Annotated in this window: 22 protein-coding genes; 9 read left to right on the top strand and 13 right to left on the bottom strand. The window is 70.9% G+C overall.

All coding sequences use genetic code 11. The features are described 5' to 3' along the window. Nucleotides 1–47: 47 nt before the first annotated feature. From WC969_08545 to udk, 6 genes are read left to right on the top strand one after another with little or no spacing between them, the layout of a single operon-like run. On the top strand, nucleotides 48–1,760 hold the full coding sequence (locus WC969_08545; protein ID MFA6029887.1) for a glycosyltransferase family 39 protein: 1,713 nt from the start codon (nucleotides 48–50) through the stop codon (nucleotides 1,758–1,760). Then, nucleotides 1,757–2,509, top strand: coding sequence for a glycosyltransferase family 2 protein (locus tag WC969_08540; protein MFA6029886.1), 753 nt, complete (start codon nucleotides 1,757–1,759; stop codon nucleotides 2,507–2,509). Before WC969_08545 ends, WC969_08540 begins: the two co-directional genes overlap by 4 nt. Continuing rightward, on the top strand, nucleotides 2,506–4,479 hold the full coding sequence (locus WC969_08535; protein ID MFA6029885.1) for a phospholipid carrier-dependent glycosyltransferase: 1,974 nt from the start codon (nucleotides 2,506–2,508) through the stop codon (nucleotides 4,477–4,479). Before WC969_08540 ends, WC969_08535 begins: the two co-directional genes overlap by 4 nt. Then, complete coding sequence (locus WC969_08530) at nucleotides 4,476–5,507, top strand: MraY family glycosyltransferase (protein ID MFA6029884.1); 1,032 nt, start codon at nucleotides 4,476–4,478, stop codon at nucleotides 5,505–5,507. Before WC969_08535 ends, WC969_08530 begins: the two co-directional genes overlap by 4 nt. Beyond that, on the top strand, nucleotides 5,507–6,865 hold the full coding sequence (locus WC969_08525) for an FAD-dependent oxidoreductase (GenBank protein ID MFA6029883.1): 1,359 nt from the start codon (nucleotides 5,507–5,509) through the stop codon (nucleotides 6,863–6,865). The genes WC969_08530 and WC969_08525 overlap by 1 nt, the downstream gene beginning before the upstream one ends. Further along, a complete protein-coding gene (udk, locus tag WC969_08520) occupies nucleotides 6,862–7,482 on the top strand; it encodes a uridine kinase (protein ID MFA6029882.1) in 621 nt (206 codons plus the stop codon). Before WC969_08525 ends, udk begins: the two co-directional genes overlap by 4 nt. A gap of 9 nt (nucleotides 7,483–7,491) precedes the next feature. Here the strand turns inward: udk and WC969_08515 are convergent, their stop codons facing one another. Next, a complete protein-coding gene (locus WC969_08515; GenBank protein ID MFA6029881.1) occupies nucleotides 7,492–7,821 on the bottom strand; it encodes a hypothetical protein in 330 nt (109 codons plus the stop codon). A gap of 92 nt (nucleotides 7,822–7,913) precedes the next feature. Here WC969_08515 and WC969_08510 point away from each other — a divergent pair, with 92 nt between their 5' ends. After that, nucleotides 7,914–8,075, top strand: a complete 162-nt coding sequence (locus WC969_08510; protein MFA6029880.1) for a hypothetical protein — start codon at nucleotides 7,914–7,916, stop codon at nucleotides 8,073–8,075. 7 nt (nucleotides 8,076–8,082) lie between these two features. Here WC969_08510 and dapA read toward each other — a convergent pair whose 3' ends face one another. Genes dapA through dnaE form a run of 11 tightly spaced genes read right to left on the bottom strand, consistent with a single transcriptional unit; the run spans nucleotide 8,083 to nucleotide 20,380 of the window. Beyond that, nucleotides 8,083–8,955, bottom strand: coding sequence for a 4-hydroxy-tetrahydrodipicolinate synthase (dapA, locus tag WC969_08505; protein MFA6029879.1), 873 nt, complete (start codon nucleotides 8,953–8,955; stop codon nucleotides 8,083–8,085). Then, the gene (dapF, locus tag WC969_08500) at nucleotides 8,952–9,734 is read right to left on the bottom strand and encodes a diaminopimelate epimerase (GenBank protein MFA6029878.1); all 783 of its coding nucleotides are present in this window, start codon (nucleotides 9,732–9,734) and stop codon (nucleotides 8,952–8,954) included. Before dapF ends, dapA begins: the two co-directional genes overlap by 4 nt. Continuing rightward, nucleotides 9,731–10,675, bottom strand: coding sequence for a tetratricopeptide repeat protein (locus WC969_08495; protein ID MFA6029877.1), 945 nt, complete (start codon nucleotides 10,673–10,675; stop codon nucleotides 9,731–9,733). Before WC969_08495 ends, dapF begins: the two co-directional genes overlap by 4 nt. Next, entirely contained in the window at nucleotides 10,672–11,649 is a 978-nt protein-coding gene (locus WC969_08490; GenBank protein ID MFA6029876.1) for a patatin-like phospholipase family protein, read from the bottom strand. Before WC969_08490 ends, WC969_08495 begins: the two co-directional genes overlap by 4 nt. A gap of 4 nt (nucleotides 11,650–11,653) precedes the next feature. After that, nucleotides 11,654–12,907 (bottom strand): TolC family protein, encoded by a 1,254-nt coding sequence (locus tag WC969_08485; protein ID MFA6029875.1) that lies wholly within the window; start codon nucleotides 12,905–12,907, stop codon nucleotides 11,654–11,656. A 4-nt stretch (nucleotides 12,908–12,911) separates the two neighbouring features. Continuing rightward, nucleotides 12,912–13,505, bottom strand: a complete 594-nt coding sequence (locus WC969_08480; GenBank protein ID MFA6029874.1) for a methyl-accepting chemotaxis protein — start codon at nucleotides 13,503–13,505, stop codon at nucleotides 12,912–12,914. Further along, on the bottom strand, nucleotides 13,502–14,590 hold the full coding sequence (locus WC969_08475) for an ATP-dependent 6-phosphofructokinase (protein ID MFA6029873.1): 1,089 nt from the start codon (nucleotides 14,588–14,590) through the stop codon (nucleotides 13,502–13,504). The genes WC969_08480 and WC969_08475 overlap by 4 nt, the downstream gene beginning before the upstream one ends. A gap of 46 nt (nucleotides 14,591–14,636) precedes the next feature. Beyond that, a complete protein-coding gene (locus tag WC969_08470) occupies nucleotides 14,637–15,419 on the bottom strand; it encodes a hypothetical protein (GenBank protein MFA6029872.1) in 783 nt (260 codons plus the stop codon). Continuing rightward, nucleotides 15,416–16,498: a HEAT repeat domain-containing protein gene (locus WC969_08465; protein MFA6029871.1), complete on the bottom strand. Its 1,083-nt coding sequence runs from the start codon at nucleotides 16,496–16,498 to the stop codon at nucleotides 15,416–15,418. Before WC969_08465 ends, WC969_08470 begins: the two co-directional genes overlap by 4 nt. A gap of 16 nt (nucleotides 16,499–16,514) precedes the next feature. After that, nucleotides 16,515–16,871, bottom strand: coding sequence for a response regulator (locus WC969_08460; GenBank protein MFA6029870.1), 357 nt, complete (start codon nucleotides 16,869–16,871; stop codon nucleotides 16,515–16,517). Next, a complete protein-coding gene (dnaE, locus tag WC969_08455) occupies nucleotides 16,868–20,380 on the bottom strand; it encodes a DNA polymerase III subunit alpha (protein MFA6029869.1) in 3,513 nt (1,170 codons plus the stop codon). The genes WC969_08460 and dnaE overlap by 4 nt, the downstream gene beginning before the upstream one ends. A 42-nt stretch (nucleotides 20,381–20,422) precedes the next feature. On the opposite strand from dnaE, the gene WC969_08450 reads away from it, so the two are divergent. Beyond that, a complete protein-coding gene (locus tag WC969_08450) occupies nucleotides 20,423–21,010 on the top strand; it encodes an NUDIX hydrolase (GenBank protein ID MFA6029868.1) in 588 nt (195 codons plus the stop codon). Between the two features lie 46 nt (nucleotides 21,011–21,056). Beyond that, nucleotides 21,057–23,117 (top strand): patatin-like phospholipase family protein, encoded by a 2,061-nt coding sequence (locus tag WC969_08445; protein MFA6029867.1) that lies wholly within the window; start codon nucleotides 21,057–21,059, stop codon nucleotides 23,115–23,117. 30 nt (nucleotides 23,118–23,147) lie between these two features. On the opposite strand, the gene WC969_08440 is transcribed toward WC969_08445, so the two are convergent. Next, nucleotides 23,148–23,300, bottom strand: a complete 153-nt coding sequence (locus WC969_08440; protein MFA6029866.1) for a hypothetical protein — start codon at nucleotides 23,298–23,300, stop codon at nucleotides 23,148–23,150. Nucleotides 23,301–23,457 lie beyond the last annotated feature (157 nt).

The following is a 23,457-nucleotide window of genomic DNA, read 5'->3' as shown; positions in this document are numbered from 1 at the left end:
CCGCCGTCCTCCGGCCGCCCCGGAGCGTTTTGCTATACTCGCATCCCATGACGGGCGTTCCTGTAGACGCGCGCGCGCGCGCGGGCGCATGGGCCGGGCTCCTGGCGATCCTCCTGCTCGCCGCTTTCCTGCGCCTCGACGGCGCCTCCTTCGGGCTGCCGGCGGTCTTCAATGCCGACGAGCCCCATCACGTCAACGTCGCCGTCTCCTTCGCGCGCGGCTCGCTGAACCCCGGCGTCTTCAAGTATCCGACCCTCTGGATGTACGTCCTCTTCGCCGCCTACGGGGTCTCTTTCGCTCTCTGGTCGGGGTTCGGGCTCCTGCGCTCGGCCGCCGACTTCGGAGGGCTCTTCGTCTGGCATCCCGAGGGCTTCTATCTGCTCGGCCGCCTCCTCGCGGCGGCCTGCTCGCTCGCCGGACTCGGGCTCGTCCTGCGGTCCGGGGAGCGCCTCCTGGGGCGGCGCGGCGGCCTCCTGGCCGCGGCGCTGCTGGCGGTCTCGCCCGCGCTCGTCGTCTCGGCGCATGCCGCCAAGCCCGACTCGCTCATGTTCCTGCTCTCCGCGGCGGCCTGGCTCTGCGCGGTGCGCCACTACGACGACGGGGGGGAGGCGCCGCTCATGCTCTGCGGGGTCTTCGCCGGCCTCGCCGCCTCGACGCAGTACACGGCGGCCCCGCTCGCGGCCCTCGTCCCCGCGGCCGCCTTCGCCCGCGCGCTGGACGGCGGCTCCCCGCGCCCTGCGCGCGAGGCGAACGCCCTGCGCGCCGCGGTCACGCTCTCGGCGAAGGCGCTGGGCTGCTGGTTCCTCGGCTTCCTCGGCGGCTCGCCTTTCATCGCGCTCGATGGGCGGGCTTTCCTGCGCGACGTGCGCGACCAGGGCACGGTGGTCGGCGCCGGCGGGCCGGTCGGCTGGGCGGTGCTCGGCAACGCCGCGGCTTTCGCCGGTCCCTGGGCCGTCGGCGGGCCCCTGCTGGCGGGCGGGGCGCTGCTCCTTCTTCTGCGCGAGCGCGCCAAGGCCCTCCTGCTGCTCGGGCCCTGCGTCGTCCTGCTCGTCCCGCTCGCGCTCTCGCCGGAGGGCGGCTGGCAGCGCTACCAGCTCTCGGTCTTTCCGGCCTATGCGCTCGCGGCCGCGTTCTTCGTCGAGCGCGTCCTCGCGGCGCTGCCCGCCCGCGCCCCGCTCTTCCCGCTCGCGCTGCTCGCGCTCGCCCTCCCGGGCGCCGCGCAGTGCCGTGCGTTCGACCGCGAGCTCGTCCTGCCCGACACGCGGAGCCTCGCCGCGGACTGGCTCGAGCGCGAGCGGCCCGGCGCGGCGGTCCTCACCGACCAGGAACACGCCTCTCCTCCCCTGCGCATGTCGCGCGAGCAGGTCGCCGAGCTCCTCGAGCGGACCCGCGCCGAGGGCCATCCCCGCGCGCGCTACTACGAGCTCATGCTGCGCTCGCACCCCGGCGGCGGACGGCGCGTGCTGCGCATCCTGCGCAGCGGCGCCGACCTGCGCTCCGGGACCTGGCACGCCGGGTGGTCGGCCCGCGGACGCGCCGTGCTCGACGTGCGCGAGGGTCTCTCCGCCGCGCGCGCCGCCGGCGTCGAGGTCGTCGCCCTGAGCTCCTCGGGCGCGGACCCCGCGCGCTCCCCCGAGCTCGCCGCCTTTTTCGCCGCTCTCGAGCAGGAGGGCCGCCCCCTCGCCGTCTTCATGCCCGCGCCGGGAGAGCGCCGCGGGCCCGTGATCCGCATCCTCGACATCCGAAGGAGAAAGAGATGAAGCCCAAGGTCATCGCCGTCCTGCCGGCCTACAACGCCGAGAAGACCCTCGAGCGCACGGTGCGCGACATCCCGCCCGGGACCGTCGACGAGATCCTCCTCGTCGACGACTGTTCGAAGGACGGCACCGTCGCGCTCGGCCGCAAGCTCGGCCTCACGGTCCTCGTCCACGAGAAGAACCTCGGCTACGGCGGCAACCAGAAGACCTGCTACCGCGAGGCGCTCCGACGCGGGGCCGACATCGTCGTGATGATCCACCCCGACTACCAGTACGACGCCCGCCTGACCCCGCATCTCGTCGGGCTCATCGCCAGCGACGTCTGCGACTTCATGCTGGGCAACCGCATCCGGACGCGCCGGGAGGCGCTCGACGGAGGGATGCCGGTCTGGAAGTACTTCTTCAACCGCATGCTCACCGTCCTCGAGAACTCCTGGACGGGACAGAACCTCGGCGAGTGGCACTCCGGCCTGCGCGCCTACTCCCGCAAGGCGCTCGAGACGGTGCCCTGGGAGCTGAACTCCGACGACTTCGTCTTCGACCAGCAGTTCCTCCATCAGGCGGCCGTCCTCGGCCTGCGCATGGGCGACATCCCCGTCGCCGCCCGCTATTTCGAGGAGGCGTCCTCCATCAACTTCCGCCGCAGCTGCGTCTACGGCTTCTCGACGCTCTGGGTGATGCTCCAGGTGCTGCTGCACCGGCTCGGCCTCTGGAAGAGCCCGCTCTTCATGCCCGCGAAGCCGGCGAAGTGAGCCGTCTCCCGGCGCTCTACGCGGCGGCCCTGGCGTTTTGCGCGGCGGTCCTCGCCGCGCGGTTCTTCGGGGCCGCGCTCGCGCCGGCGGCCCTCTCGGCCGCGCTGCTCCTCGTCGTCTTCGTCGCCGCGGCCGGCAGCGGCCGCGTCCTCCTGCGCGTCTTCGGCGCCTCCGGCCTCAGCGAGTCCGAGAAGACCCTCGTCGGGGCGACCCTGGGCCTCGGCGCGCTGAGCCAGCTCGTCTTCCTGCTCGGCGCGGCGGCGCTGCTGCGTCCCTGGGCGGCGGTCGCGCTCCTCGGCGCGCTCTGGGTCGTCGGCTTCACGGAGCTGGGGGACCTCTTCCGCTCGCTCGGCGCCAACCGCCGGCTCCTCGTCGAGCGCCCCGCCGCGGCCGCGGCCGTGCTCCTGCCGCTGGCCGCCGCGTTCTGGGCCTGCTTCGTCCCGCCGCATCAGTACGACGCGCTGGTCTACCATCTGCCGCTGGCCGCGGCCTACGCCCGCGAGGGGGCCATCGTCCAGGTCCCGCACCTCGTCTACACCCACTTCCCGCAGAACGCCGAGATGCTCTACGCGCTCGCGCTGCTGCTCGGTTCCGACACCCTCGCACAGCTCTTCACCTGGCTGACCGCGCTGCTGAGCGTCTGGTGGGTCTTCGAGATGGGCAAGCGCGAGCAGCCGCTCTCCGTGGTGCTTCTCGCCTGCCTCCTCGTCTCCGGCCACACCGCCGTGCTCCTGCTGGCCTCTTCGGCCTACGTCGAGTGCGTCGTCATGCTCTGGACGGCCGCGTCCGTCTTCTCGTTCTTGCGCTGGCGCGAGAGCGCCGAGGGGGACGGCGGGCGGGGCTGGCTCGCCCTGAGCGGGGTCTTCGCCGGCCTCGGCGTCGGGACGAAGTACAGCGCGGCTCTCACGCCGCTCCTCCTGGGGTTCTGGCTGCTCGCGCGCTGGCTGCGCACGCGCGAGCGCGCGAGGGGTCTGGACCTCGCGGCCTTCGCCTGCACGGCCGTCTGCGCCGGCGCGCCCTGGCTGGTCAAGAACCTGCGCGCGGTCGGCAACCCCTTCTTCCCGTTCTTCTACCGCTGGCTGCCGGCGCACGGGGTGGAGGGCGGGGCCGCCGCGGCGGAGCGCTACTTCGACATGCTCGCCGAGTACGGCCGCGGCGAGGGCTGGCTCGGCGAGCTGGTCGGCTTCTTCCTGCGCGCGGCGACGGGCTCGCCGCGCTACGGCGGCGGCGCCGACGTCGTCGGCACGCTGGGGTGGGCGCCGCTCCTGCTCGCCGTCCCCGTCGCGGTCTGGGCCGCGCGGCGCAACGGCTGGCTGCGCGCCCTCGGCCTCTATTCGCTCGCGCACTGGGCCGCCTGGTTCTCGACGCGGGTCGTCCTGCGCTTCCTCGTGCCGCTGGTGCCGCTCTTCGCGCTCCCGGCGGCCGCGGGACTCCACGGGGTCTGGAGCTCCGCGGGCCGCGGCGGCCGCTGGCTCCTGGGGACGGCCGGGTTCCTGCTCGCGCTGGTGAACCTCGGCCTCTTCCTCTACCTCCACGCCCTCTTCGGCAGCTTCCCGGTGCTCGCGGGACTCGAGGGGCGCCGCGAATTCCTCTCCCGCCGGCTCGACTACTACCCCTGCGCGCGCTTCGCGGCGGAGCGTCTGCCTCAAAGTGATAGAATCCTCCTCCTGGGTGAACAGCGCGGATACTACGTCGTCCAGCCGCACACGGCGACCTCGGTGATGACCCCCAACCTCTTCGTGCGCGACGCCGACGAGGCGCGGGATCCCGCCGACCTCGCGGGCCGTCTGCGCGAGGAGCGCGGCTACCGCTGGATCCTCGAGGTGCCGCGCGAGGCCCGGCGCCTGGGCGAGGGCTACGGCGTCTTCTCCTTCAGCGCGCGGGGCGCCGCCAACTGGGAGGGCCTGCGCGCGCGGCTCGAGACCGTCTACGAGGAGCCGGGGCGCTGCTCGGTGGCGCGCATCCCATGACGCGGCTCGAGCTCTACTTCGCGGCCGTCGCCGGCTCGGCCGTCCTCTCGACTCTGCTGACCCCGCTGGTCCGCGCCCTCTCGATGCGCATGCACTGGCTCGACGAGCCGACGACCGCGGTCAAGACGCACAAGGTCGCGACCCCCGTGCTCGGAGGGGTGGCCATCTGGACCGCCTTCGCCCTCACCCTCACGGCCCTGCGCTTCCTCACCAAGTTCCCGACCGGCACCCTCTACCGCCTGCGCGTCATCCTGCTCGGCGGCGGGCTCGTCTTCCTCCTCGGCCTCGTCGACGACCTGCGCAAGCCGCACGGGCTCGACTATCGCGTGAAGTTCCTCGTCCAGTTCCTCGCCGCGGCGCTGCTCGTCCACTTCGGCATCCGCCTGCGCTTCATCGAGCCCGCGTACCTCGCCGTGCTCCTGACGGCGGTCTGGGTGGTGGGCATCACGAACGCCTTCAACATCATCGACATCATGGACGGCCTCACCGCGAGCCAGGCCGCGACGGCGGCCTTCGCCTTCCTCCTCATCGCCCTGCCCTCCGAGGAGGTCTACGTGAACTTCGCCGCCGCGGCCCTTCTGGGGTCCACGCTCGGCTTCCTGCCCTGGAACCTCTCGAAGGAGAAGAAGATCTTCATGGGGGACGGCGGAGCGCTCTTCGTCGGCTTCGTGCTCGCGGCCATGGCGCTCGGCACCGATTACTCGCGCATCAACCCGCTCGGCGTCTACGCGCCGGTCTTCATCCTCCTCGTCCCCGCCTTCGACGTCGCGTACGTCATGGTCATGCGCATCCGCAAGGGGCTCTCGCCCTTCCGGGGCTCCAGGGACCATTACGCGCTCCGACTCGAGGCCCTCGGCCTTCACCGCCACCAGATCGTCGCGCTGAGCGCTCTCTGCTCGGGGATCCTCTCGCTCTTCGCCTTCCTCATCACCCTCGTGAGCATCCCCTGGGCGCTCTTCATCTACCTCGTCGTCGGGCTCTGGATCTTCGTCGTCGCGCGCCACATCTCGCAGGTGGAAGTCCGCTGATGCTCGAGGTCGACGTCCTCGTCGTCGGCGCCGGCCTCGCCGGGCTCTCGACCGCCCGCGCTCTGCGCGGCTCCGGTCTGCGGACGCTCGTCGTCGAGAGGGACGACAAGGTGGGGGGGCGCGCCGGCACCGTCGAGCACGAGGGCTTCCTCTTCGACCACACCGGGCACCTGCTCCACCTGCATGACCCGAAGGCCTCGCGTCTCATCCTGGGCCTGCTCGGGAAGAACGTCCATTCCCTCGAGCGCTCCTCCTGGATACACTCGCAGGGCGTCGATACGCGCTACCCGTTCCAGGCCAACACCTACGGCCTCCCGCCGGGGACCGTGTCGGAGTGCGTGGCGCTGTTCCTGAAGAGCCGGCTGCGCGGAGACCGGATCCCGCGGGAGCCCTCCTTCCGCGACTGGGCGCTCGCGGCCTTCGGCGAGGGGATCTGCCGGCGCTTCATGTTCCCCTACAACGAGAAGCTCTGGAGGACCCCGCTCGAGCGCATGACCACCGAGTGGCAGGGACGCTTCCTTCCCCGGCCGTCCGCCGAGGAGGTCCTCTACGGCGCCCTGCGGGACCAGAAGAAGTTCTTCGGCTACAACGCCTCATTCCGCTATCCCCTGCGGGGAGGGATCCAGGCCCTGCCCGACGCCTTCGCCGCCGGTCTCGAGGGCGTGCACCTGGGCGCCGAGCTCGAACGCGTGGACCTGCGCGAGCGCGTCGCGCGCGTGCGGGGGCTCGGCGAGGTGCGCTACCGGCGCCTCGTCAACACGAGCCCGCTCGCGTACTTCCTCGACCGCGCCGACGGCCTGAGCTCCTCCGTGAAGGAGGCGCGTCGGCGCCTGCGCTGGCGGACCGTGTACAACCTCAACATCGGCGTCGCGCGGCCGCGCCTGAGCGGCAAGCATTGGGTCTACTTCCCGGAGGGACGCTTCGTCTTCTACCGCGCCGGCTTCTCCAGCAACTTCTCTGCGCACATGGCCCCGAAGGGCACGAGCTCGATGTACATCGAGATCTCCCGGCGTCCCGAGGAGCGCGTCGACCTCCCGCGTCTGGAGCGCGCGACGCTGGAGGGGCTTCGCGCCAGCGGGCTGCTCGGGCGCTCCGACCGCCTCGTCGCGCGCCAGTGGAACCCCATCGACTGCGCCTACGTCGTCTACGACCGCTCGCGCACGCCGGCGGTGCGCACGATCATGTCCTGGCTCGGCGGGCGCGGCGTCGAGAGCATCGGCCGCTGGGGCGGCTGGAAGTACTCGTTCATGGAGGAGGCCGTCCTCGACGGCATGCGCTGCGCCGAGCGCCTGCGGGGACGCGCGCGCGGGGGGGCGACGGAGCCGTCCCCGCACAAGGAGCTCATCCCTATCCGATGAAGCGCAAGAACGGTCCCATCATCGTCGGCGTCACCGGCGGCTCCGCCTCCGGCAAATCGCGCCTCTCGAAGTACTTGAAGAGGCGGTTGGGAGCGCGCGCGAGCGTGCTCTGCATGGACTGGTACTACCGGGACCGCGCGGGCTTGAGCGACGAGCAGATGAAGCGCGTCAACTTCGACCATCCCCTGGCCATCGAGACCCCGCTGCTGCTCCGCCATCTCGACCTCCTCTGCTCCGGGCAGCCGGTGCACGCGCCGACCTACCACTACGCCTCCCACAGCCGCACCGGCGAGAACCGGCTCGTGGACCCGGCGCCGGTGCTCATCATCGACGGGCTCTTCGCGCTCTGCGAGCCGCGGGTCCGCGCGCGCCTGGACATCTCGGTCTACATCGACGTGCCGGCGGACATCCGTCTGGTCCGGCGCATCCGGCGCGACGTCGAGGAGCGGGGCGTGGGGCTCGAGGAGACCCTGCGGCTCTACGAGCACTGCGTGCGGCCGATGCACGAGAAGTTCGTGGGCGCTTCGGCGAAGGGGGCCGACTTCGTCTGGCCTCAGCTGAAGGACGACGGCTTCCGCAAGCGCCTGCTCGACCTCATCCGAAAAAGACTGGACTGACCGCCCGCTTCAGCGCGCCGCGTCCCCGGCTTCCTGCGGAGCCGGCGCTTCCGTTTCGCCCGCCTGCTGCAGCTGCAGGCGGTGCGCGAGGAGCTGCTGCGCCAGCTGGGATTCCGCCTGGGCGGCCCGCGCGTCGATGAGCGCGGCCGCCTGGGCCTTCGCGTAGCCGAGGAGCCCGGCGAGGAGGACGCCGTAGACGAGCGCCCGGACGGTCAGCGGCGTGAGGAGGCGGGGCGCGGCGCTGGGCGGGGCCGCGAGGGAGGGGGCGAACGGCCGGCCGCAGTCCGGACAGGCCGGAGCGTTCCCGGGAGCCGCAAAGCCGCAGGCCGGACACTGCATGGCCGGATGCTACAAAATGTCCGGACGCCGCAGGGCAAAGAAGGCGTCGTTTCGGCAAAGAATCGTTAACATGGGGGGGCTATCGTATGGGCATGAACATCGTGCTCGTCGGCCTCGCGAGCCACAACTCCTTGGGCGGCTTCGACGCCCGCGATGCCTTCGCCCTCCTCCTTCTGGCGGCGGGCCTCGTCGTCCTCGGGATCGCGGCGTACCGGGTCTGCAAGGAGCCCTGCGGCCATACGGCCCTCTGGTAGAGGGTCTCTACGCGTCGAACTTCACGAGCTCCTTGAGGAGCTTGAGGAAGTTCTCCGGCATGATCGGCGTCAGCGGGAGGCGCAGCTCGTTGGCGCAGAGCCGCAGGTGGTGCGCGGCCGCCTTCACGGGGATGGGGTTCGTCTCGAGGAAGAGCGCTTTCACCAGGCCGAAGAGCTCGAGGTGCAGCTTCGCCGCCTTCGCGTAGTCGCCCGCGCGCGCGGCGCGCACCATCGCGACGGTCCGTCTCGGCAGGATGTTGGAGATCACGCTGACGACCCCCGCCGCGCCCACCGACATCATCGGCACGGTCAGCGAATCGTCCCCCGAGAGCACCGTCAGTCCCTTCGCCGTCGCGAGGACCTCGCTGGCCTGGTCGAGCGAGCCCGACGCCTCCTTCACCGCCGCGACGTTGGGGCAATCGGCGGCGATGCGGGCGAGGGTGGCGGGCGAGATGTTGACGCCCGTGCGGCCGGGGATGTTGTAGACGACGATCGGGACGCGCACGGCGTCGGCGACCGCCTTGAAGTGCAGGTAGAGACCGCCTTGCGTGGGCTTGTTGTAGTAGGGGGCGAGCACGAGCAGGGCGTCGGCGCCCCAGCGCTCGGCCTCGACGGCGGCCTTCACGGTCTTCGCGGTGTCGTTGCTCCCGACGCCGACGACGAGCGGGACCTTCCCGCGCGCGGCTTCGCGCACGGTCTTCACGACGAGTTCCTTCTCCTCGGAGCTCAGCGTCGCCGCCTCGCCGGTGGAGCCGCAGGGCACGAGCCCGGCGACGCCGCCCTTGAGCTGGAAGGCGACGAGCCGGCGCAGGGCCTCTTCGTCGACGCGGCGGCCGGTGAAAGGCGTGATGAGCGCGGTGTAGACCCCTTCGAACCTCATGGCTGGACCTCTCCTTTGAAGACGATCTCCGCCGGACCTTCGAGGCGTACGTCCTCCCAGCGCGGACCCGGGCCCGCGAACGCGACGCTCAGACGTCCTCCCGGCATGGCGACGCGGACCGGGGACCGCCGTCCCGGTTCGCGCGCCTCGAGCGCCGCGGCGACGGCTCCCGTGCCGCAGGCGAGGGTCTCGTCCTCGACGCCGCGCTCATAGGTGCGCACGAAGACCGTCCCGCCGCGCGTCTCGATGAAATCGACGTTGGCTCCCCCGCGGCCGAAGGCGGGATGGCCGCGCAGCAGGCGGCCGATCTCGTAGACCGGCCAGCGCGAGAGGCCGCGGACCCGCACGACCGCGTGGGGGACGCCCGTGTCGTAGAGGACGGCGCGCAGCGTCCGGCCGAGGACGCGGAACTCGAGGGAGCGCAGCCGGCGCGCGGCGGGCATGCGCACGCGGGCCCGCCGCGGGCCGAGGAGCTCCGCCTCGACGGTGCCGGCGGGACTCCCGAGCCGTGCGCGCCGGCCGATCCAGCCCGCGGTCCTCATCCAGACGGCCGCGCAGCGCGCGCCGTTGCCGCAGAAGGCGCGCGAGCCGTCGGCGTTGTAGTGGTCGAAGCCGGCCGGACGGCGCGACACGACGAGGAGGCCGTCGGCGCCTATCGAGCGGCGGCGCTCGCAGAGGCGCCGGGCCAGCGCCGGCCGGCTCCGTCCTCCGAGGCGGGAGGCTTCGAGGAGGATGAAATCGTTGCCGGCGCCCGCGAGCTTCCAGAACGGAAGCTTCAACGGTCCCCCATGCGCGCGAGCATCTCCTTGGCGGTCCGGACGAGGAAGGGGACGCGCTGCTCCGTGCGCGCGACGCTCAGGAGGTCTCTCCGAGCGTCCGCGGTCCGGCCGCGGCGCAGGTTGACCGAGGCCCGGATCCAGAGCGCGAGCGGCGCCTCGGGCTCCTCGCGCAGGAGCGCGGCCGTTTCCGCGAGGGCTTCGTCCAGACGCTCGTCCTCCAGCAGCCAGAGCGCGAGCCGCAGCCGGGTCTCCCGGTGCGGGGCCTTCGCGAGGGCGCGCCGGAGGGTGTCGTAGGCGTCGACCTCTCCCGCGGAGCGCTGGAAGCGCGCGAGGGTGAGCAGGGAGTCGGCGTCGTCCGAGAGCTCGAGCGCGCGGCGGATGGCCGACACGGCGGCTTTGAAGTCCCGACGCTGCCCCAGGGTCTCGGCGTAGCCGCGCCAGATGCGGGGTGCCTGGTTCCATTCCTTGAGCGCCCGCTCGTAGTGCGCCTGGGCGCGGACGGTGAAGCCCTGGTGTCGGCAGATCTCGGCCATCCCCAGGTTCGAGGCCGCGTTGTTGGGGTGGATGGCGAGGACGCGCTGGTAGAGCGGGCGGGCCTGGTCGTCGAGGTCGTTGGCGTGGAGGAGGTCGGCCAGGGCCGTGAGGATGCCGAGGTCCTTCGGGTAGAGCCCCTCCGCCAGCCGGTAGACGGCGATGGCGTCCTTCGCGCGGCCGAGGCGTTCGTAGCTGGCGCCGAGCAGGTGGTAGCCGCGGGCGCGGGCGCGGCGCGGGAGCTTGAGGACTCCGTCTCCGGAGAGGCGCTTGACGATCTCCGCGTAGTCGCCGCCGTCGTAGATCCGCGAGAGCTCGCGCGCCGCCTTCGGCTCGCCGAAGAACTCGAAGGCGGAGGCGCGCGGGGCCGCGGGGAGGAGCAGGAGGACCGCCAGGAGCAGGGACTTCATCGGCGTCCTCCCCAGCGTTCCATGAGGCGCGGCAGCGTCGAGAGGATGAGCGACTCCTGGGCCTGCGGGAGCTGGGACTTGGCCGCCTTCACGCCCCGCTCGACCATCTCCTCGGCGCGGCTGAAGTCGAGGAAGCCCACGTCCCCGAACTCGACGTCGATGGCCGCGTCGGCCTCCCGGCGCTGCTGGTTGGAGAGGAGCGCGCCGCGGATGTCGATGACCTGCTCGAGCGCGAGGAGCGACGAGGTCGGGTTGGCCCGCATGTAGTCGTTTTCCGTGACGCTGGCGAGGACCCAGTCGGCGCCCAGCGAGCGCGCGAGGTCCACCGGGACGTAGTCGACGACTCCGCCGTCGACGAGGTAGCGGTGACGGTAGAGGACCGGCTTGAAGATGCCGGGCATCCCCATGCTCGCCTGCACGGCGGGCGCCAGCGGGCCGTCGCGGAAGACGATCTTCTCGCCGGTGCGCAGGTCCATGGCGACGCAGGCGAAGGGCTTGGTGAGTTCGTCGAAGCGGCGGTCGCCGATCTGCTCGTGGAGGAGGGAGACGATCCCTTTCGAGGAGATGAGGGAGTCGGTGAGCATCAGGCTGAGGATGCGCGCGCGGCTCAGCAGCGTGGTCGCTTCGGCGGCGAGGGCGCGCGAGAAGCCCGCGAGCTTGTCGAGGGGCTGTCCCGCGGCGTAGACCGCGCCGACGATGGCGCCCATCGAAGTGCCGCTCACGACGTCGATGGGGAAGCCGGCCTCCTCGAGGACCTGGATGACGCCGATGTGGGCGGAGCCGCGAACGGCCCCGGCCGAGAGCGCGAGGCCGACGGCGGGCCGCTCCCCCTTGGGCAGCGCGCGGACCTGCGTCCACAGGTGATCGCGCAGGAGGTCGTCGTCCGCGGAGGCGCCCGCGGCGGCCCGGAGCGGGAGCGGGGCGGCGAGCGTCAGGAGGAGGGCGAAGAGGGAGAGCGCGGCGGACGGGCGCACCGCGTCACTCCGTGAGGGGACGGCCGACGGCCCGCTCGAGGCGGGCGCGGGCGAGGATGTGCTCGGTGACCGAGCGGAGCCAGTCGCGGCGGGCTTTGAGGAGGCGGACCTCGGCGCGCAATCCCTGGACGGCGTCCCCGCGCAGGTCCCCGGAGAGGTCCTTGAGGCGCTTGAGCTCCTCCTCGCGGCGCGGCCACTCGGCCTGCCAGTACTGGAGGTCTTCCCAGGCCCGGCGGACTTCGAGCTGGACCTGGTCCTGGAGCTCGGCGCTGGCGATCTCGCCCTGGCGCTGTTCGGCGACCTTCTGGGTGTGCTGCGTGAAGTAGTCGAGGGAGAAGGGGAGCCGGACGCCGACCGTCGCGTCCCAGTTGTTCTGCCGGAGGGGGAACTCCTGGCCGGTGAGCTCGTAGTCCACGCCGAGGGTGACCGTGGGGTAGCGGCGGCCGAGGGCCAGGTTCACCGCGATGGCGTCCATCTGCGAGCGGTAGGTCTGGGCGCGCAGTTCGGGGCGCAGTTCGGCGGCCCAGAGCAGGGCGCGCGCGAGGTCGGCGTGGACCGGCTTCGTCTCCAGCCGGCCGCTGACGCGCACCGGCGCGTCGAACTCCTTGTTGAGGCCCTTCAGGAAGTCGAGGCGCGCGAGCGCCAGCTCGTGGCGGGCCTCGGCGGCGGCGGCGCGCAGTTCGGCGGCGAGGCCTTCGGCCTCGAGCCGCTCCCAGCGCCCGGCCGCGGCCTTCGCGCTCTCTCCGGCGCGGGCGGCGGCCTCCTCGGCGGCGGCGGCGCTCTCCTGGGCGAGGATGAGTCCGAAGAAGGCGTGCTGGACGGAGTAGAGCAGGTCCATCTTCACGGCGTCGTAGCGGGTCTGCGCCTGCTTGAGCGCCGTGCGGGCCATGCGCAGGGTGTTGACGTGGCGCATGCCCTCGTAGAGGGAGACGCTCATGTAGCCCTGGCCCGAGAAGATGTTCTCCTTGTCGGAGGGGAAGAGCATGACGGAGCGGAAGTTCTGGCTCAGCGCGAAGGGGTAGCGCGCCGCGTAGCGTGCGGCCAGCGCCTGGACGCCCATGTCCGGCGCGAAGAGGAGGGCGGCCTCCTTCACGCGCTGGCGGGAGATGATGATGTTCTGGTCGGCCGCCTGCAGCTCTCCGTTGTTGCGCAGGGCCAGCCGCGTGCAGTCCTCGAGGGTGTAGACGTCGGGATCGACCTCGGCGGCGGCGGCGGGGAGCGCGGGGACGAGCAGGAGGAGGGAGAGGAGGAGCTTCATCTCTTCAGACTTTGAACCCCTGGGTCAGGTGCTTGAGCTCCGCGCACAGCGCCTTGAGCTCCTCGCGCACCGGCCCGCCGTCGGCGCTGCCGTGCTCGGGCAGGCGCGCGGTCAGGGCTTCGACGCGCGAGAGCAGGTGCTCGGCGAGCGTGCGGTCCTTCTGGACGAGGCGCTGCAGCGCCGAGACCATCGCGTTCATCTCGTCCTGGAGCTCCATGAGGTCGTCGCCCGTGCGCAGGGACACCCGGTGGGTGAGGTCGCCGGTCGCGATGGTCTGGGTGGAGCGCTCGAAGCGGTAGATCGGCCCCGCGATGCGGTGCGAGACGAACAGCGAGAGGACGAACATGATCCCCATGAACAGCGCCAGCTTCACGACGCCGAAGCGGAGCAGGTCGAGGGCGTCGGGCATCAGCGAGGGGTTCTCCCGGCTGATGAAGCGGACCATCGTGTAGGCGACGTCTCCGCCCACGATGAGGGCCGTGAAGAGGACGGAGGCGAACACGATGGCGGCGTACTTGAGCTGCAGGTGACGCTTGACCAGCACCGTGCGCCGTTGGAAGCGCTGGGTCTGCGTCGCCGTCGGGGGGAGGGCGCTCACGCGGCCGCCTTCTCGCGCTTCTCGGCTTTGCGCTTGGCCTGGCCGGCGAGGGCCTCGGTGAGGATGTCGAGCAGGTCGAGCCACTCGAGGGTCACGGTCTTGAGCTCCGCCGTGGCCTCCTTCAGGGAGACGGGCACGATCCTGTCGCCCTTGAGCGCGACCATGTAGCCGAACTGGCCCGTCAGGGCGAGCTCGGAGGCCTTCACGCCGACGCGCGTACCGAGGATGCGGTCGAAGAGCGTCGGCGAGCCGCCGCGCTGGATGTGGCCGATGACGGCCGAGCGGGTCTCGATGCCGGTCTCCTTCCCGATGATCTCGCTGAGGCGCTCGGCGACTCCGCGCTCCTTGAGGATCTCATGGCCGAACTCGTCGATCTCCTTGTGCTGGTCGTTGGTCCCGGGGAAGGTGATCGCCTCGGAGGCCACGACGAGCGCGGTGCCCTTGCGCGCGAAGGCGGCCTTGAGCTTCGTCGCCATGTCCTTGACGTCGACCGGCCGCTCGGGCAGGCAGACGTAGTCGGCGGCCGCGGCGATGCCGGTGAAGAGCGCGACCCAGCCGGCGTGGCGGCCCATGACCTCGAGCACCATGATGCGCGAGTGGCTCTTGCCGGTGTCGCGCAGGCGCTCGGCGGCGTCCACCGCGACGGTCGTCGCGGTGTCGAAGCCGAAGGTGTAGTCGGTCGCCTCGAGGTCGTTGTCCATCGTCTTCGGGACGCCGACGACCGGCGCCTTGAAGTCGGCGAAGAGGCGCGTCGCGACGCCGAGGGTGTCCTCGCCGCCCATCGCGATGAGGGCGTCGAGCTTGAGCTTCTTGAAGGCCGCCATCGCCTTCGCGGGGCCGCCCTCTTTCTTGTAGGGGTTGGTGCGGGAGGTGCCGAGGATGGTGCCGCCCTTGAGGATGATGTCGTCGACGTCGGCGAGCTTGAGGGTGAACGCGTCCGCCTCGAGGATGCCCTTCCAGCCGTTGCGGATGCCGATGCACTCGGCGCCGTGCGCGTGCGCGTGCAGGACCGCTCCGCGGATGGCGGGGTTCAGGCCGGGGCAGTCTCCGCCGCCGGTGAGGATGCCGATGCGCTTCTTCGCCATGGTGATGGACTCTCCTTGCGTCGCGCGCTCCCGGCCCGGGCGGGGCTCAGAAGTTCGCGGAGTACTTGAACTGAAAGACCCGTTCCGGGCCGCGCGAGACGCCGTTGCTGTACTCGCCGCCCTGCCCGACGCCGCGCGCCGCGAAGCCGATGTGCGCGTTCGGGGTGACGTAGACCTTGAAGCCGAGGTTGATGCGGCTGTCGGAGTAGTTGCTGATGTTGTCCCACTCCGCCATGAAGGTGACCTTGTCCTGCACGTTCAGGTTCGCCGCCAGGAAGCCGAAGACCGCGTTGGTGTCGAAGTCGGAGATGTTGACGCCGGCGTGCCCCATGAGCCCGGGCAGGCCGATCTCCTGGGAACCGGCCAGGTAGAGCCCGCGCTGGCGCTGGTTGTAGCGCTTGTCGGGCCGGTTGTAGAGGTAGCCCTGGCCGTCGAAGCCGAGCGCGAGGGCCGGGATGATCTTCTCTCCGTCGTAGAAGCGGTACTTGAGCTGCAGGTCGGGCCGCGTGAGCTGCACCGGCGAGGAGGTGCCGATGAGCTTGTCCACGTTCATCGAGGCGCCGAGGTTGACGCGGTGGACGACGCCGAAGTTCAGCCACTCCATGACGCCGCCCTGCGAGAAGAAGCGGGTCTGCGTGGCGAAGCCGCCCACGTCGAGGATCCCCGCGGAGGGGACGTCGATCAGCGAGGTGTCGGGCTCGACGAGGGAATCGGACTCCTTCGCCGCGGAATCGCCGGCTTTCTCGCTGCGGGCGGGCTTGCGCGGCTTCGCGAGGACGGGGCTCGAGGCCAGCAGCAGGGCGGCGGCGAGGAGGAGGAGCTTTCTCATGGAGTCTTCTTGACCGGAGCCGCGGCCTTCTTCGCCGGGGCCTTGGCGGGGGCGTTCGCGGCCGGCGTGGAGGCCGGCGCCTTGACGGGGGTCTTCTTCACGGCCGGCTTCTTCACGGGCTGCGCGGCGGCCGCGACCGCGTCGACGATGCCGAGCCGCGCCTTGAGCTGGGCCTTGCCGAAGGAGAGGCCTTGTTTGACCCCGGGGTTCTTCTCGGCGGCTTCGGCGGCCTCGAGCGCGGGGAGCGCCTTCTCCTTGCCGCCGATCATCCCGAGGGTGTTGGCGGCCTGCATGCGGACCGGGTCCTCGGCGTGGCGGAGCAGCTCGACGGCGGCGGCCTCGCCGGAGGCGTCGCCGAGCCGGCCGAGCGTCGCGGCCGCGCTGAGGCGGATCATCGGGTCGGCGTCCTTGAGGGCCGCCGCGAAGAAGGCCTTGTCCGCGGCGGCGGGGAGCTGCGCGAGGGCCTTGAAGGCCTCGCGGCGGACGTTCGCGTCGGGATCGCCCTTGAAGGTCCCGGTCAGGGCCGGGGCCGCGGAGGCCGAGCCGATCTGCCCGAGGGTGCCGGCGGCGGTGCGGCGCATCTGCGGGTCCGCGTCCTTGAGCATGGCGGTCAGGGGCTCGACGGCCTTCCCCGAGCGCATCGCGCCGAGCGAGCGCGCGGCGGCGAAGCGGACTCCGGGGGCCGCGTCCTTGAGCGCCGCGACGAGGGGGACCTCGGCGCTGGCGTCGACGAGGTAGGCCAGCGAGATGGCGGCCTGCTGGCGCACCTGCGCGGAGCCGTCCTTGGAGAGGAGGTCGATCATCTTCGGCACGGCCTCGCGCACGCGCATGATGCCGAGCGCGTCGAGGGCGGCGGCGCGGACGTACTCGTCCTTGTCGGAGAGGACGTTCAGGAGGGGCTTGACCGCCTCGGGGCGGCGCAGGCGGACGAGCTCCTCGACGGCCTGACGCCGGGCCAGGGGGTCCTGGGCCTTGAGGCGCTCGACGGCGGCGGGGAGCGGGTCCTGGGCGGTCTGCGCGCGCGAGGGCGCGGGGAGCAGGGCGAGGAGCGCGCCGAGGAGGAGGGGGAATCGGGTCATGGGTCGGGACCTCTCGTCAGGGTTTGGACAGGATCTCGGTCAGGCGCGTGTGCAGCTCGGCCATGCCGAAGGGCTTCTGGATCACCGTCATGGCGCCGCTCATCATCGCGATGCCCTTCTCGCGCACCGTGTCTCGGCTCGTCATGATGACGATCTTGGGAGCGTTGGGCCCCAGCTTGCTGGAAAGCTCGTAGGCGACGTGGTAGCCGTCGATGTAGGGCATCATCACGTCGAGCAGGACGAGGTCGAAGCGCTCCTTGGTGGCGAGCGCGAGCGCCTCCCGGCCGTCGGAGGCCGCGGAGACGTCGTAGCCCTGATAGGACAGGTCCATCTTCAACAGCTCGAGCAGATCAGGGTCGTCGTCCGCGATCATGATCCGCTTTCTATTTTCCATGCTCTCTCTCCCAGCACCCGCTCGAGCGCTTCGAAGAGCTGCGCGGTGAGCGCGACGGACTCCTCGGTCTCCACATGCATCTCGCCGTGGGTAGGCGTCTCGAGCCGCAGGTGCACCGGGATGCGGCCAGGGTATTTGCGTAGGATTCTACGCAATTCTGAGAGGAAATTCTCCTCTAATCCTGCCGTGGAGAAGCGCAGGAGCAGGCGCTTGGCGTAGCGCGTGACCGCCATCTCGATGGGCTGGATGTCCTCCACGAGGAGTTCCGGGCGGGGAGGGTCGTCCTCGTTCTTGAAATCCCCGCGGTAGGAGAGCTTCCCGCCGACGACCACGATCTCGTTGGCGCGCAGGAGGTTCCCGACGGCGGCGAGGGTGCGGGGGAAGACGATGAGGGGGATCTCCCCCGTGAGGTCCTCGAGGACCGCCCGGGCCATGGGCTCGTTCTTCTTGGTCATGAGCTTGCGCACCGAGCCGATGAGGCCGGCCAGGCGCACGGGCTGGTGGATGTCCGCGTTCAGGTCCTCGATGCGGTGGGTGGCCGCGCACGGGAGGAAGTCCTTGTAGCGCACGAGCGGGTGGCCCGAGAGGTAGAAACCGAGGACCTCCTTCTCGTTCTGCAGGACCTCGTGCTCGTGCCAGGGCTCCACGCCGGGGACGTCCTTGGAGTGGGCGGCCGGCGGCGGGGCGGGCTCGGAGCCGAAGAGCAGCCCCTGGCCGCGGGCCAGGTCGTCCTTGATGCGCGACTGGCGCCCCATCGTCTCGTCGAGGGAGGCCATGAGCCGGGCGCGGGCGTCGCCGATGCGCACGCCCTTCATGAAGCCGTCCATCGCGCCGGCCTTGACGAGGGATTCGAGCGTCTTGCGGTTGGCCGCGCGCAGGTCGATGCGGCGGCAGAGGTCGTCGAGGGACTTGAAGGGTCCGTCCTTGCGCGCGGCGATGATGCCCTCGGCGGCGCCGGCGCCCACGTTCTTGACCGCGAGCAGGCCGAAGCGGATGGCCTTCTCCTCGATGGAGAAGGGGCCCTCCGAGCGCTGGACGTCGGGGCCGAGGACCTCGATGCCGAAGTCCTGGGCGTCCTCCATGTAGGTGACGAGCTTGTTCTCCTTGCCCTCGACGTCGATGGCGTTGTGCCCGATCTCCGAGGTGAGCAGCGCCGTGAAGTACTCGAGAGGGTAGTTCGACTTCAGGTAAGCGGTCTGGTAGGAGACCGTGCCGTAGGCCACCGTGTGGGATTTGTTGAAGCCGTAGCCGCCGAACTTGTCGATCTGGTCGTAGATCTTGTTGGCGAGCTTCTCGGGGATCTTGTTGGCCTTGCAGCCCTCGACGAACTTCCCGCGCAGCTTCTCGATCTCCTCGTGGATCTTCTTCCCCATGGCCTTGCGCAGGCCGTCGGCCTCCCCCGCCGTGAAGCCGGCCAGGGACTTGGAGATCTCCATGACCTGTTCCTGGTACACGATGCAGCCGTAGGTGTCCTTGAGCACGGGCTCGAGCTTCTCGTGCTCGTAGGCGACCTTCGAGCCGTGCTTGCGCTCGACGAAGAGGTCGAGCATGCCGCTCTGCATCGGGCCGGGGCGGTAGAGCGCGATGCAGGCCGAGATGTCCTCGAAGGTGGTGGGCTTCAGGCGCCGCAGCAGCTCGCGCATGCCCTCGGAGTCGAGCTGGAAGACGCCCAGCGCGCGGCCGGAGGCGAGGAGCTCGTAGCTCTTCTTGTCGTCCATCGGGACCTTCGCCACGTCGAAGGACGGGTCGTGGCGCGCGCGGACGAGCTCGACGGCCTTGTCGATGATGGAGAGGTTGCGCAGGCCGAGGAAGTCCATCTTCAGCAGGCCGAGCTGGGGGAGGATGTCGCCGTCGTACTGCGTCGTGATGGAGTCTCCCGCGCCGCGGGAAAGGGGGGCGTACTTCCAGACGACGTCCTTCGTGATGACGATGCCGGCCGCGTGCACGCCGGTGTGGCGCTTGAGCCCCTCGAGCTTCTTCGCGAGGTCGATGAGCTTGCGCGTCGCCGGCTCCTCGAGGGCCTTGCGCATCTCGGGGTTCGAGTCCAGCGCGCCGCTGATGGTGATCTTGGGCCCGGTCGGGATCATCTTCGCGATGCGGTCCACCTCGGGGATGGGCATGCCGAGGACGCGGCCGACGTCGCGGATGACGAGCTTCGCCTTCATGGAGCCGAAGGTGATGATCTGCGCGACGTTGTTGGCGCCGTACTTGCCGCGCACGTACTCGATGACCTTGTCGCGCCCGAGGTCGGAGAAGTCGATGTCCAGGTCGGGCATCGACTTGCGGTCGGGGTTGAGGAACCGTTCGAAGAGGAGGCGGTGGAAGATGGGGTCGACGGTCGTGATGTCGAGGGAGTAGGAGACCAGCGAGCCCGCGCCGGAGCCGCGGCCGGGCCCGACGGGGACGCCGTTGTTCTTCGCGTAGCGGATGAAGTCCCAGACGATGAGGAAGTAGCCCGAGAACCCCATCTTCTTGATGACCCCGAGCTCGAACTCGAGGCGCTTGAGGTACTCGGCGTCGGAGGCGCGGCCCAGGCGCTGCAGACCCTCGCGGCAGAGCTTGTCGAGGTAGGAGTCCTGCGTGTGCCCCTGCGGGACCGGGAAGTCCGGCAGGTGCATCTTGTCCATCGGGATCTGCAGCGCGCACATCTCGGCGATGCGCACGGTGTTCATCAGCGACTCGGGGGCGAAGTGGAAGGTCTTCGCCATCTCCTGCACCGACTTGTAGTAGAACTCGTGGCTCTCGAAGCGGAGGCGGTTGACGTCGGCGATCTGGCGCCCGGTCGAGATGCAGACGCGCGCGTCGTGCGCGGCCGCGTCGCCCTTCATCGGGTAGTGGCAGTCGTTGGTGGCCACGAGGGGGAGCCCGGTCTTGGCCTGGACCTCGAGGATGCCCTTGAGGACCTGCTTCTGGTCCTTGAGCCCGTGGTCCATGATCTCGAGGTAGAAGGCGTCCTTCTCGAGGAGGTCGCGCATCTCGCCGGCCAGGCGGGTCGCCGCGGGGACGTCGCCGGTGAGCAGGGTCTGCGCGAGTTCGCCCTTGAGGCAGCCCGAGAGCACGATGAGCCCCTTCGCGTGCGCGGCGAGCAGCTCCTTGTCGATGCGCGGATCGTAATAGAAGCCCTCGAGGAAGGCCTTCGTCGAGAGGGCCATGAGGTTCTCGTAGCCCTCGTAGCTGCGCGCGAGCACCGTGATGTGGCGGTTGACCTCGCGCTGGGAGCCGGCGCGGTCGGTGCGCTTGCCCTTGGCGAGATAGAACTCGCAGCCGACGATGGGCTTGATCCCCGCCTTGCGGCAGCGCAGGTAGAACTCGACGGCGCCGTAGAGGTTTCCGTGGTCGGTGATGGCCAGGCCCTTGGCGCCCTGCTTGGCCAGCTCGAGGAGGAGGTCGGAGGGGCCCTTATCCTTGCTGATGGGGGTGACCCCGTCCATCAGCGAGTACTCGGTGTGGTTGTGCAGGTGGACGAAATCGAGGTTCTGCGGGCTCATATCGGGGACGCGTATCCTGTCGAACTATATATAATCCGGGGCATGACGAAATCCTTCGTCGAACGCCGCGTGCGCAAGAAGCTCGTCCACCAGGGACGAGCCGTCGCCTTCCGGGTGGACACCGTCCGCATGCCCGACGGCAAGCACGCCACCCGCGAGTTCCTGGACCACTGGGGCGCCGTCGCCGTCGTCCCCTTCCTGGACCCGAAGACCGTCGTCCTCGTGCGCCAGTTCCGCTACCCCGTCGGCGAGACCACCTGGGAGCTCCCCGCCGGCAAGCTCGACAAGGGGGAGAAGCTGCTCTCCTGTCTCGAGCGCGAGCTGCGCGAGGAGACCGGCTACACCGCCGGCCGCGTCCGCCCTCTCATCGCCTACTGGCCGACGCCCGCCTTCTCCAACGAGGTCATCCACATCTACGTCGCCGACCGCCTGAAGCCCGGGCGCATGTCCCCGGACGAGGATGAGTTCATCGAGGCGAGGAAGGTCCCTTTCAAGACGGCCCTGCGCTGGGCCCAGAACGGGAAGATCAAGGACTCGAAGACCGTCATCGCGCTCATGGCCTGCGCCGTGAAGGGTCTCGCGCGCGCCCCGCGGGACGGCGCGAAAGGAAAACGGGCCGCGCGCGCGTAACGCGTAGGACGAAGGCGATTATACTACATCGATCCCGAGGGGCCGGATGACGCCGGACGAGAAGCAGGACTGGACCCCGTTCCTCAAGCGCGTGCCCCTCTTCCGCGACCTCTCCGCGGAGGACCTCGCGAAGTTCGCCGCGCTCCTGAAGCCCCTCTCCCTGCCCCGCGGCGCGGCCCTCTTCCGCCAGGGCGACAAGACCGAGGCCTTCTACCTCGTCACCTCCGGCCGCGTGCGCCTGAGCATCGAGGCGCAGGGCCGCCGGCGGATCCTCGCCTACGTCGGGGCCGGGGAGGCGCTCGGCGAGACCCAGCTGCTGACCGGCGAGCCCAGCGGCTTCTCCGCCGAGCTCGACACCACCACCGAGTTCCTCGTCCTCGCCCAGGCCGACTTCGCCGCGATGGTGCGCGAGACGCCCTCGCTGCTCGTGCAGATGGCGCGCACGCTCTCAGCGCGCTTCCTCGAGCAGACGCGCGAGCGGGAGCCCGGCGCCGCCGAGCTCCAGCCGCAGGTGCTCTGCCTCGTCGACGCGCTCGAGGCCGCCGACCGCACCCTCTTCACCCTCGCGCTCGGGCACGCCCTCGCCGAGCAGACGCGCCGGCGCGTGCTGCTCGTGGACCTGCGCGGCGACGCCGGGACCCTCGCGCGCGCGCTGGGGCAGACGCCGCTGCTCGTCACGGAGGCCATGCTCCGCGAGGAGGACCTCCACCACCCCACGCTGGTCGAGCGGATCGCGCAGGCCCATCCCTCCGGGCTCTCGGTGCTGAGCCTGGAGCCGGCGACGCTCGGCGGGCGCCTGCACCGCAGCATCTTCCTCCTCGTCAACATGCTGCGCGGCGCCTACGACTTCGTCGTCATCGCGCTCGAACCCTCCTTCGGAGACGTCGAGCGCTCGGTGCTCTACGAGGCCGACACCTGGCTCAGCGTCGGCTGCGCCGGGCGCAAGGGGCTCTTCGAGGACGTCGAAGCACGGCTCCGGGCCTTCCAGCCCGAGCCGCGCGCCATCCACTCGCTCTGGCTCGGCGCCGAGCCTCCGCCCGACGTCCTCCTCGCGCCCGGCCGCGACTTCACGCGCGTGCCCTGGACGGGCGCGGCCGCCGACGCCTTCCGCGGCGGCGAGGCGCCCTTCACGGCCCTCATGCGCTCCCCCAGGTCGCTGGCTTCCGTCGAGCGCCTCGCGCGCCGGCTCGGGCGCCTGCGCGTCGGGCTCGCGCTCGGCACCGGCGCCGCGCTCGGGCTCTCGCTGATCGGCATCCTCAAGGCCTTCAAGCGCGAGCACATCCCCATCGACATCCTCTCGGGGACCTCGATGGGCTCGCTCATCGGCGGGCTCTACGCGCTCGGGCTCGAGCCCGAGGAGATCGAGGGCATCGCCACCCGCATCGACAAGGCCTGGGTCTACGAGAACCTCTTCTGGGACCTCACCGTCCCGCGCGCCGGCCTCTTCGCCGGCGCCACGCTCATGCGCTTCCTGCGCTCCTACTTCGGCGCCCGGGAGTTCCACGAGCTCGAGCTCCCCTTCGCCTGCGTGGCCACCGACATCGAGACCGGCGAGGGCGTGGTCTTCCGCGACGGCCGCATCGCGGAGGCCATCCGCTCCTCCTGCGGCATCCCGCTCGTCTACCAGCCCTACCACTATCGCGGCCGCTTCCTCGTCGACGGCGGTCTCGTGGACCCCGTGCCCGTCGGCGTCCTCAGCCAGATGGGGGCCGACGTGCTCGTCGCGGTGAACCTCACGATGCCGGCCGGGGAGCGCAAGACCGGCCTGCGCGAGCAGCGCCACGCCCGCTCCGACCTCGCTCTCGAGCTCGAGAAGCTCAAGGGCGCGCTGCCCGACGCCCTCAAGGGCCCGAACCTGCGCCAGATCTTCTTCCAGATGATCTACACGATGGAGTACGAGATCGCCCGCTCGCGCGACCAGCTCGCGCACGTCACCATACACCCGGACCTGTCGGGCTTCTCCTGGACGGAGATGCACCAGGCCAAGCGCCTCATCGACGCGGGCGAGCGCGTCGCCGAGAACGTGATGCCCAAGATCAAGTCCATGCTGCCGGTCTTCTCCGACCACTGCCGCGTGCGCCTGCGTCCCCGCCCTCTGCAGCCGTAGCGCATAGCCCCTCCGCGCCGTTCGCGGACCTCAGTCCCCTTCGGCCAGCCGCCCCCCGCTGCGCATAGGGAAGCCCTCGCGCCCGGCTTCCCCGCCGCTCCCGTCCGGCCGGGCCCTCCGCGCGAGCCGCCAGGCCCGGACGATGAGTTCGGCGGCCCGTCCCCTCAGTTCACTGTCGGTCATCGCGTCCACCTCCTCGGCTCACGGGTCTCCCCCGCTTCCGCGCCCGGCCGTCCGCGGCGGCCCGCGCGCGGGCCGATCCCGGGTCCGGGGCCGGATGGGGCCCTCAGTTCCTTTCCGCTCGCCATGGCGCCGGGTCATGCGGAAGCTCCGCCCCCGA

It is taken from the genome of Elusimicrobiota bacterium (assembly GCA_041660925.1).
Lineage (GTDB): Bacteria > Elusimicrobiota > Elusimicrobia > UBA1565 > UBA1565 > JBAZUV01.
This window is presented reverse-complemented; position numbering and strand designations above follow the sequence as displayed.

Bases quoted from the DNA above. Each gene is read 5' to 3' on its own strand.
- WC969_08530 (MFA6029884.1), top strand. From the start codon at position 4,476: ATGACGCGGCTCGAGCTCTACTTCGCGGCCGTCGCCGGCTCGGCCGTC.
- WC969_08515 (MFA6029881.1), bottom strand. From the start codon at position 7,821: ATGCAGTGTCCGGCCTGCGGCTTTGCGGCTCCCGGGAACGCTCCGGCC.
- WC969_08460 (MFA6029870.1), bottom strand. From the start codon at position 16,871: ATGATCGCGGACGACGACCCTGATCTGCTCGAGCTGTTGAAGATGGAC.
- WC969_08465 (MFA6029871.1), bottom strand. From the start codon at position 16,498: ATGACCCGATTCCCCCTCCTCCTCGGCGCGCTCCTCGCCCTGCTCCCC.
- WC969_08495 (MFA6029877.1), bottom strand. From the start codon at position 10,675: ATGAAGTCCCTGCTCCTGGCGGTCCTCCTGCTCCTCCCCGCGGCCCCG.
- WC969_08470 (MFA6029872.1), bottom strand. From the start codon at position 15,419: ATGAGAAAGCTCCTCCTCCTCGCCGCCGCCCTGCTGCTGGCCTCGAGC.
- WC969_08540 (MFA6029886.1), top strand. From the start codon at position 1,757: ATGAAGCCCAAGGTCATCGCCGTCCTGCCGGCCTACAACGCCGAGAAG.
- WC969_08485 (MFA6029875.1), bottom strand. From the start codon at position 12,907: ATGAAGCTCCTCCTCTCCCTCCTCCTGCTCGTCCCCGCGCTCCCCGCC.
- WC969_08440 (MFA6029866.1), bottom strand. From the start codon at position 23,300: ATGACCGACAGTGAACTGAGGGGACGGGCCGCCGAACTCATCGTCCGG.
- WC969_08510 (MFA6029880.1), top strand. From the start codon at position 7,914: ATGAACATCGTGCTCGTCGGCCTCGCGAGCCACAACTCCTTGGGCGGC.
- dapA (MFA6029879.1), bottom strand. From the start codon at position 8,955: ATGAGGTTCGAAGGGGTCTACACCGCGCTCATCACGCCTTTCACCGGC.
- udk (MFA6029882.1), top strand. From the start codon at position 6,862: ATGAAGCGCAAGAACGGTCCCATCATCGTCGGCGTCACCGGCGGCTCC.
- WC969_08545 (MFA6029887.1), top strand. From the start codon at position 48: ATGACGGGCGTTCCTGTAGACGCGCGCGCGCGCGCGGGCGCATGGGCC.
- WC969_08450 (MFA6029868.1), top strand. From the start codon at position 20,423: ATGACGAAATCCTTCGTCGAACGCCGCGTGCGCAAGAAGCTCGTCCAC.
- WC969_08475 (MFA6029873.1), bottom strand. From the start codon at position 14,590: ATGGCGAAGAAGCGCATCGGCATCCTCACCGGCGGCGGAGACTGCCCC.
- dnaE (MFA6029869.1), bottom strand. From the start codon at position 20,380: ATGAGCCCGCAGAACCTCGATTTCGTCCACCTGCACAACCACACCGAG.
- WC969_08525 (MFA6029883.1), top strand. From the start codon at position 5,507: ATGCTCGAGGTCGACGTCCTCGTCGTCGGCGCCGGCCTCGCCGGGCTC.
- WC969_08445 (MFA6029867.1), top strand. From the start codon at position 21,057: ATGACGCCGGACGAGAAGCAGGACTGGACCCCGTTCCTCAAGCGCGTG.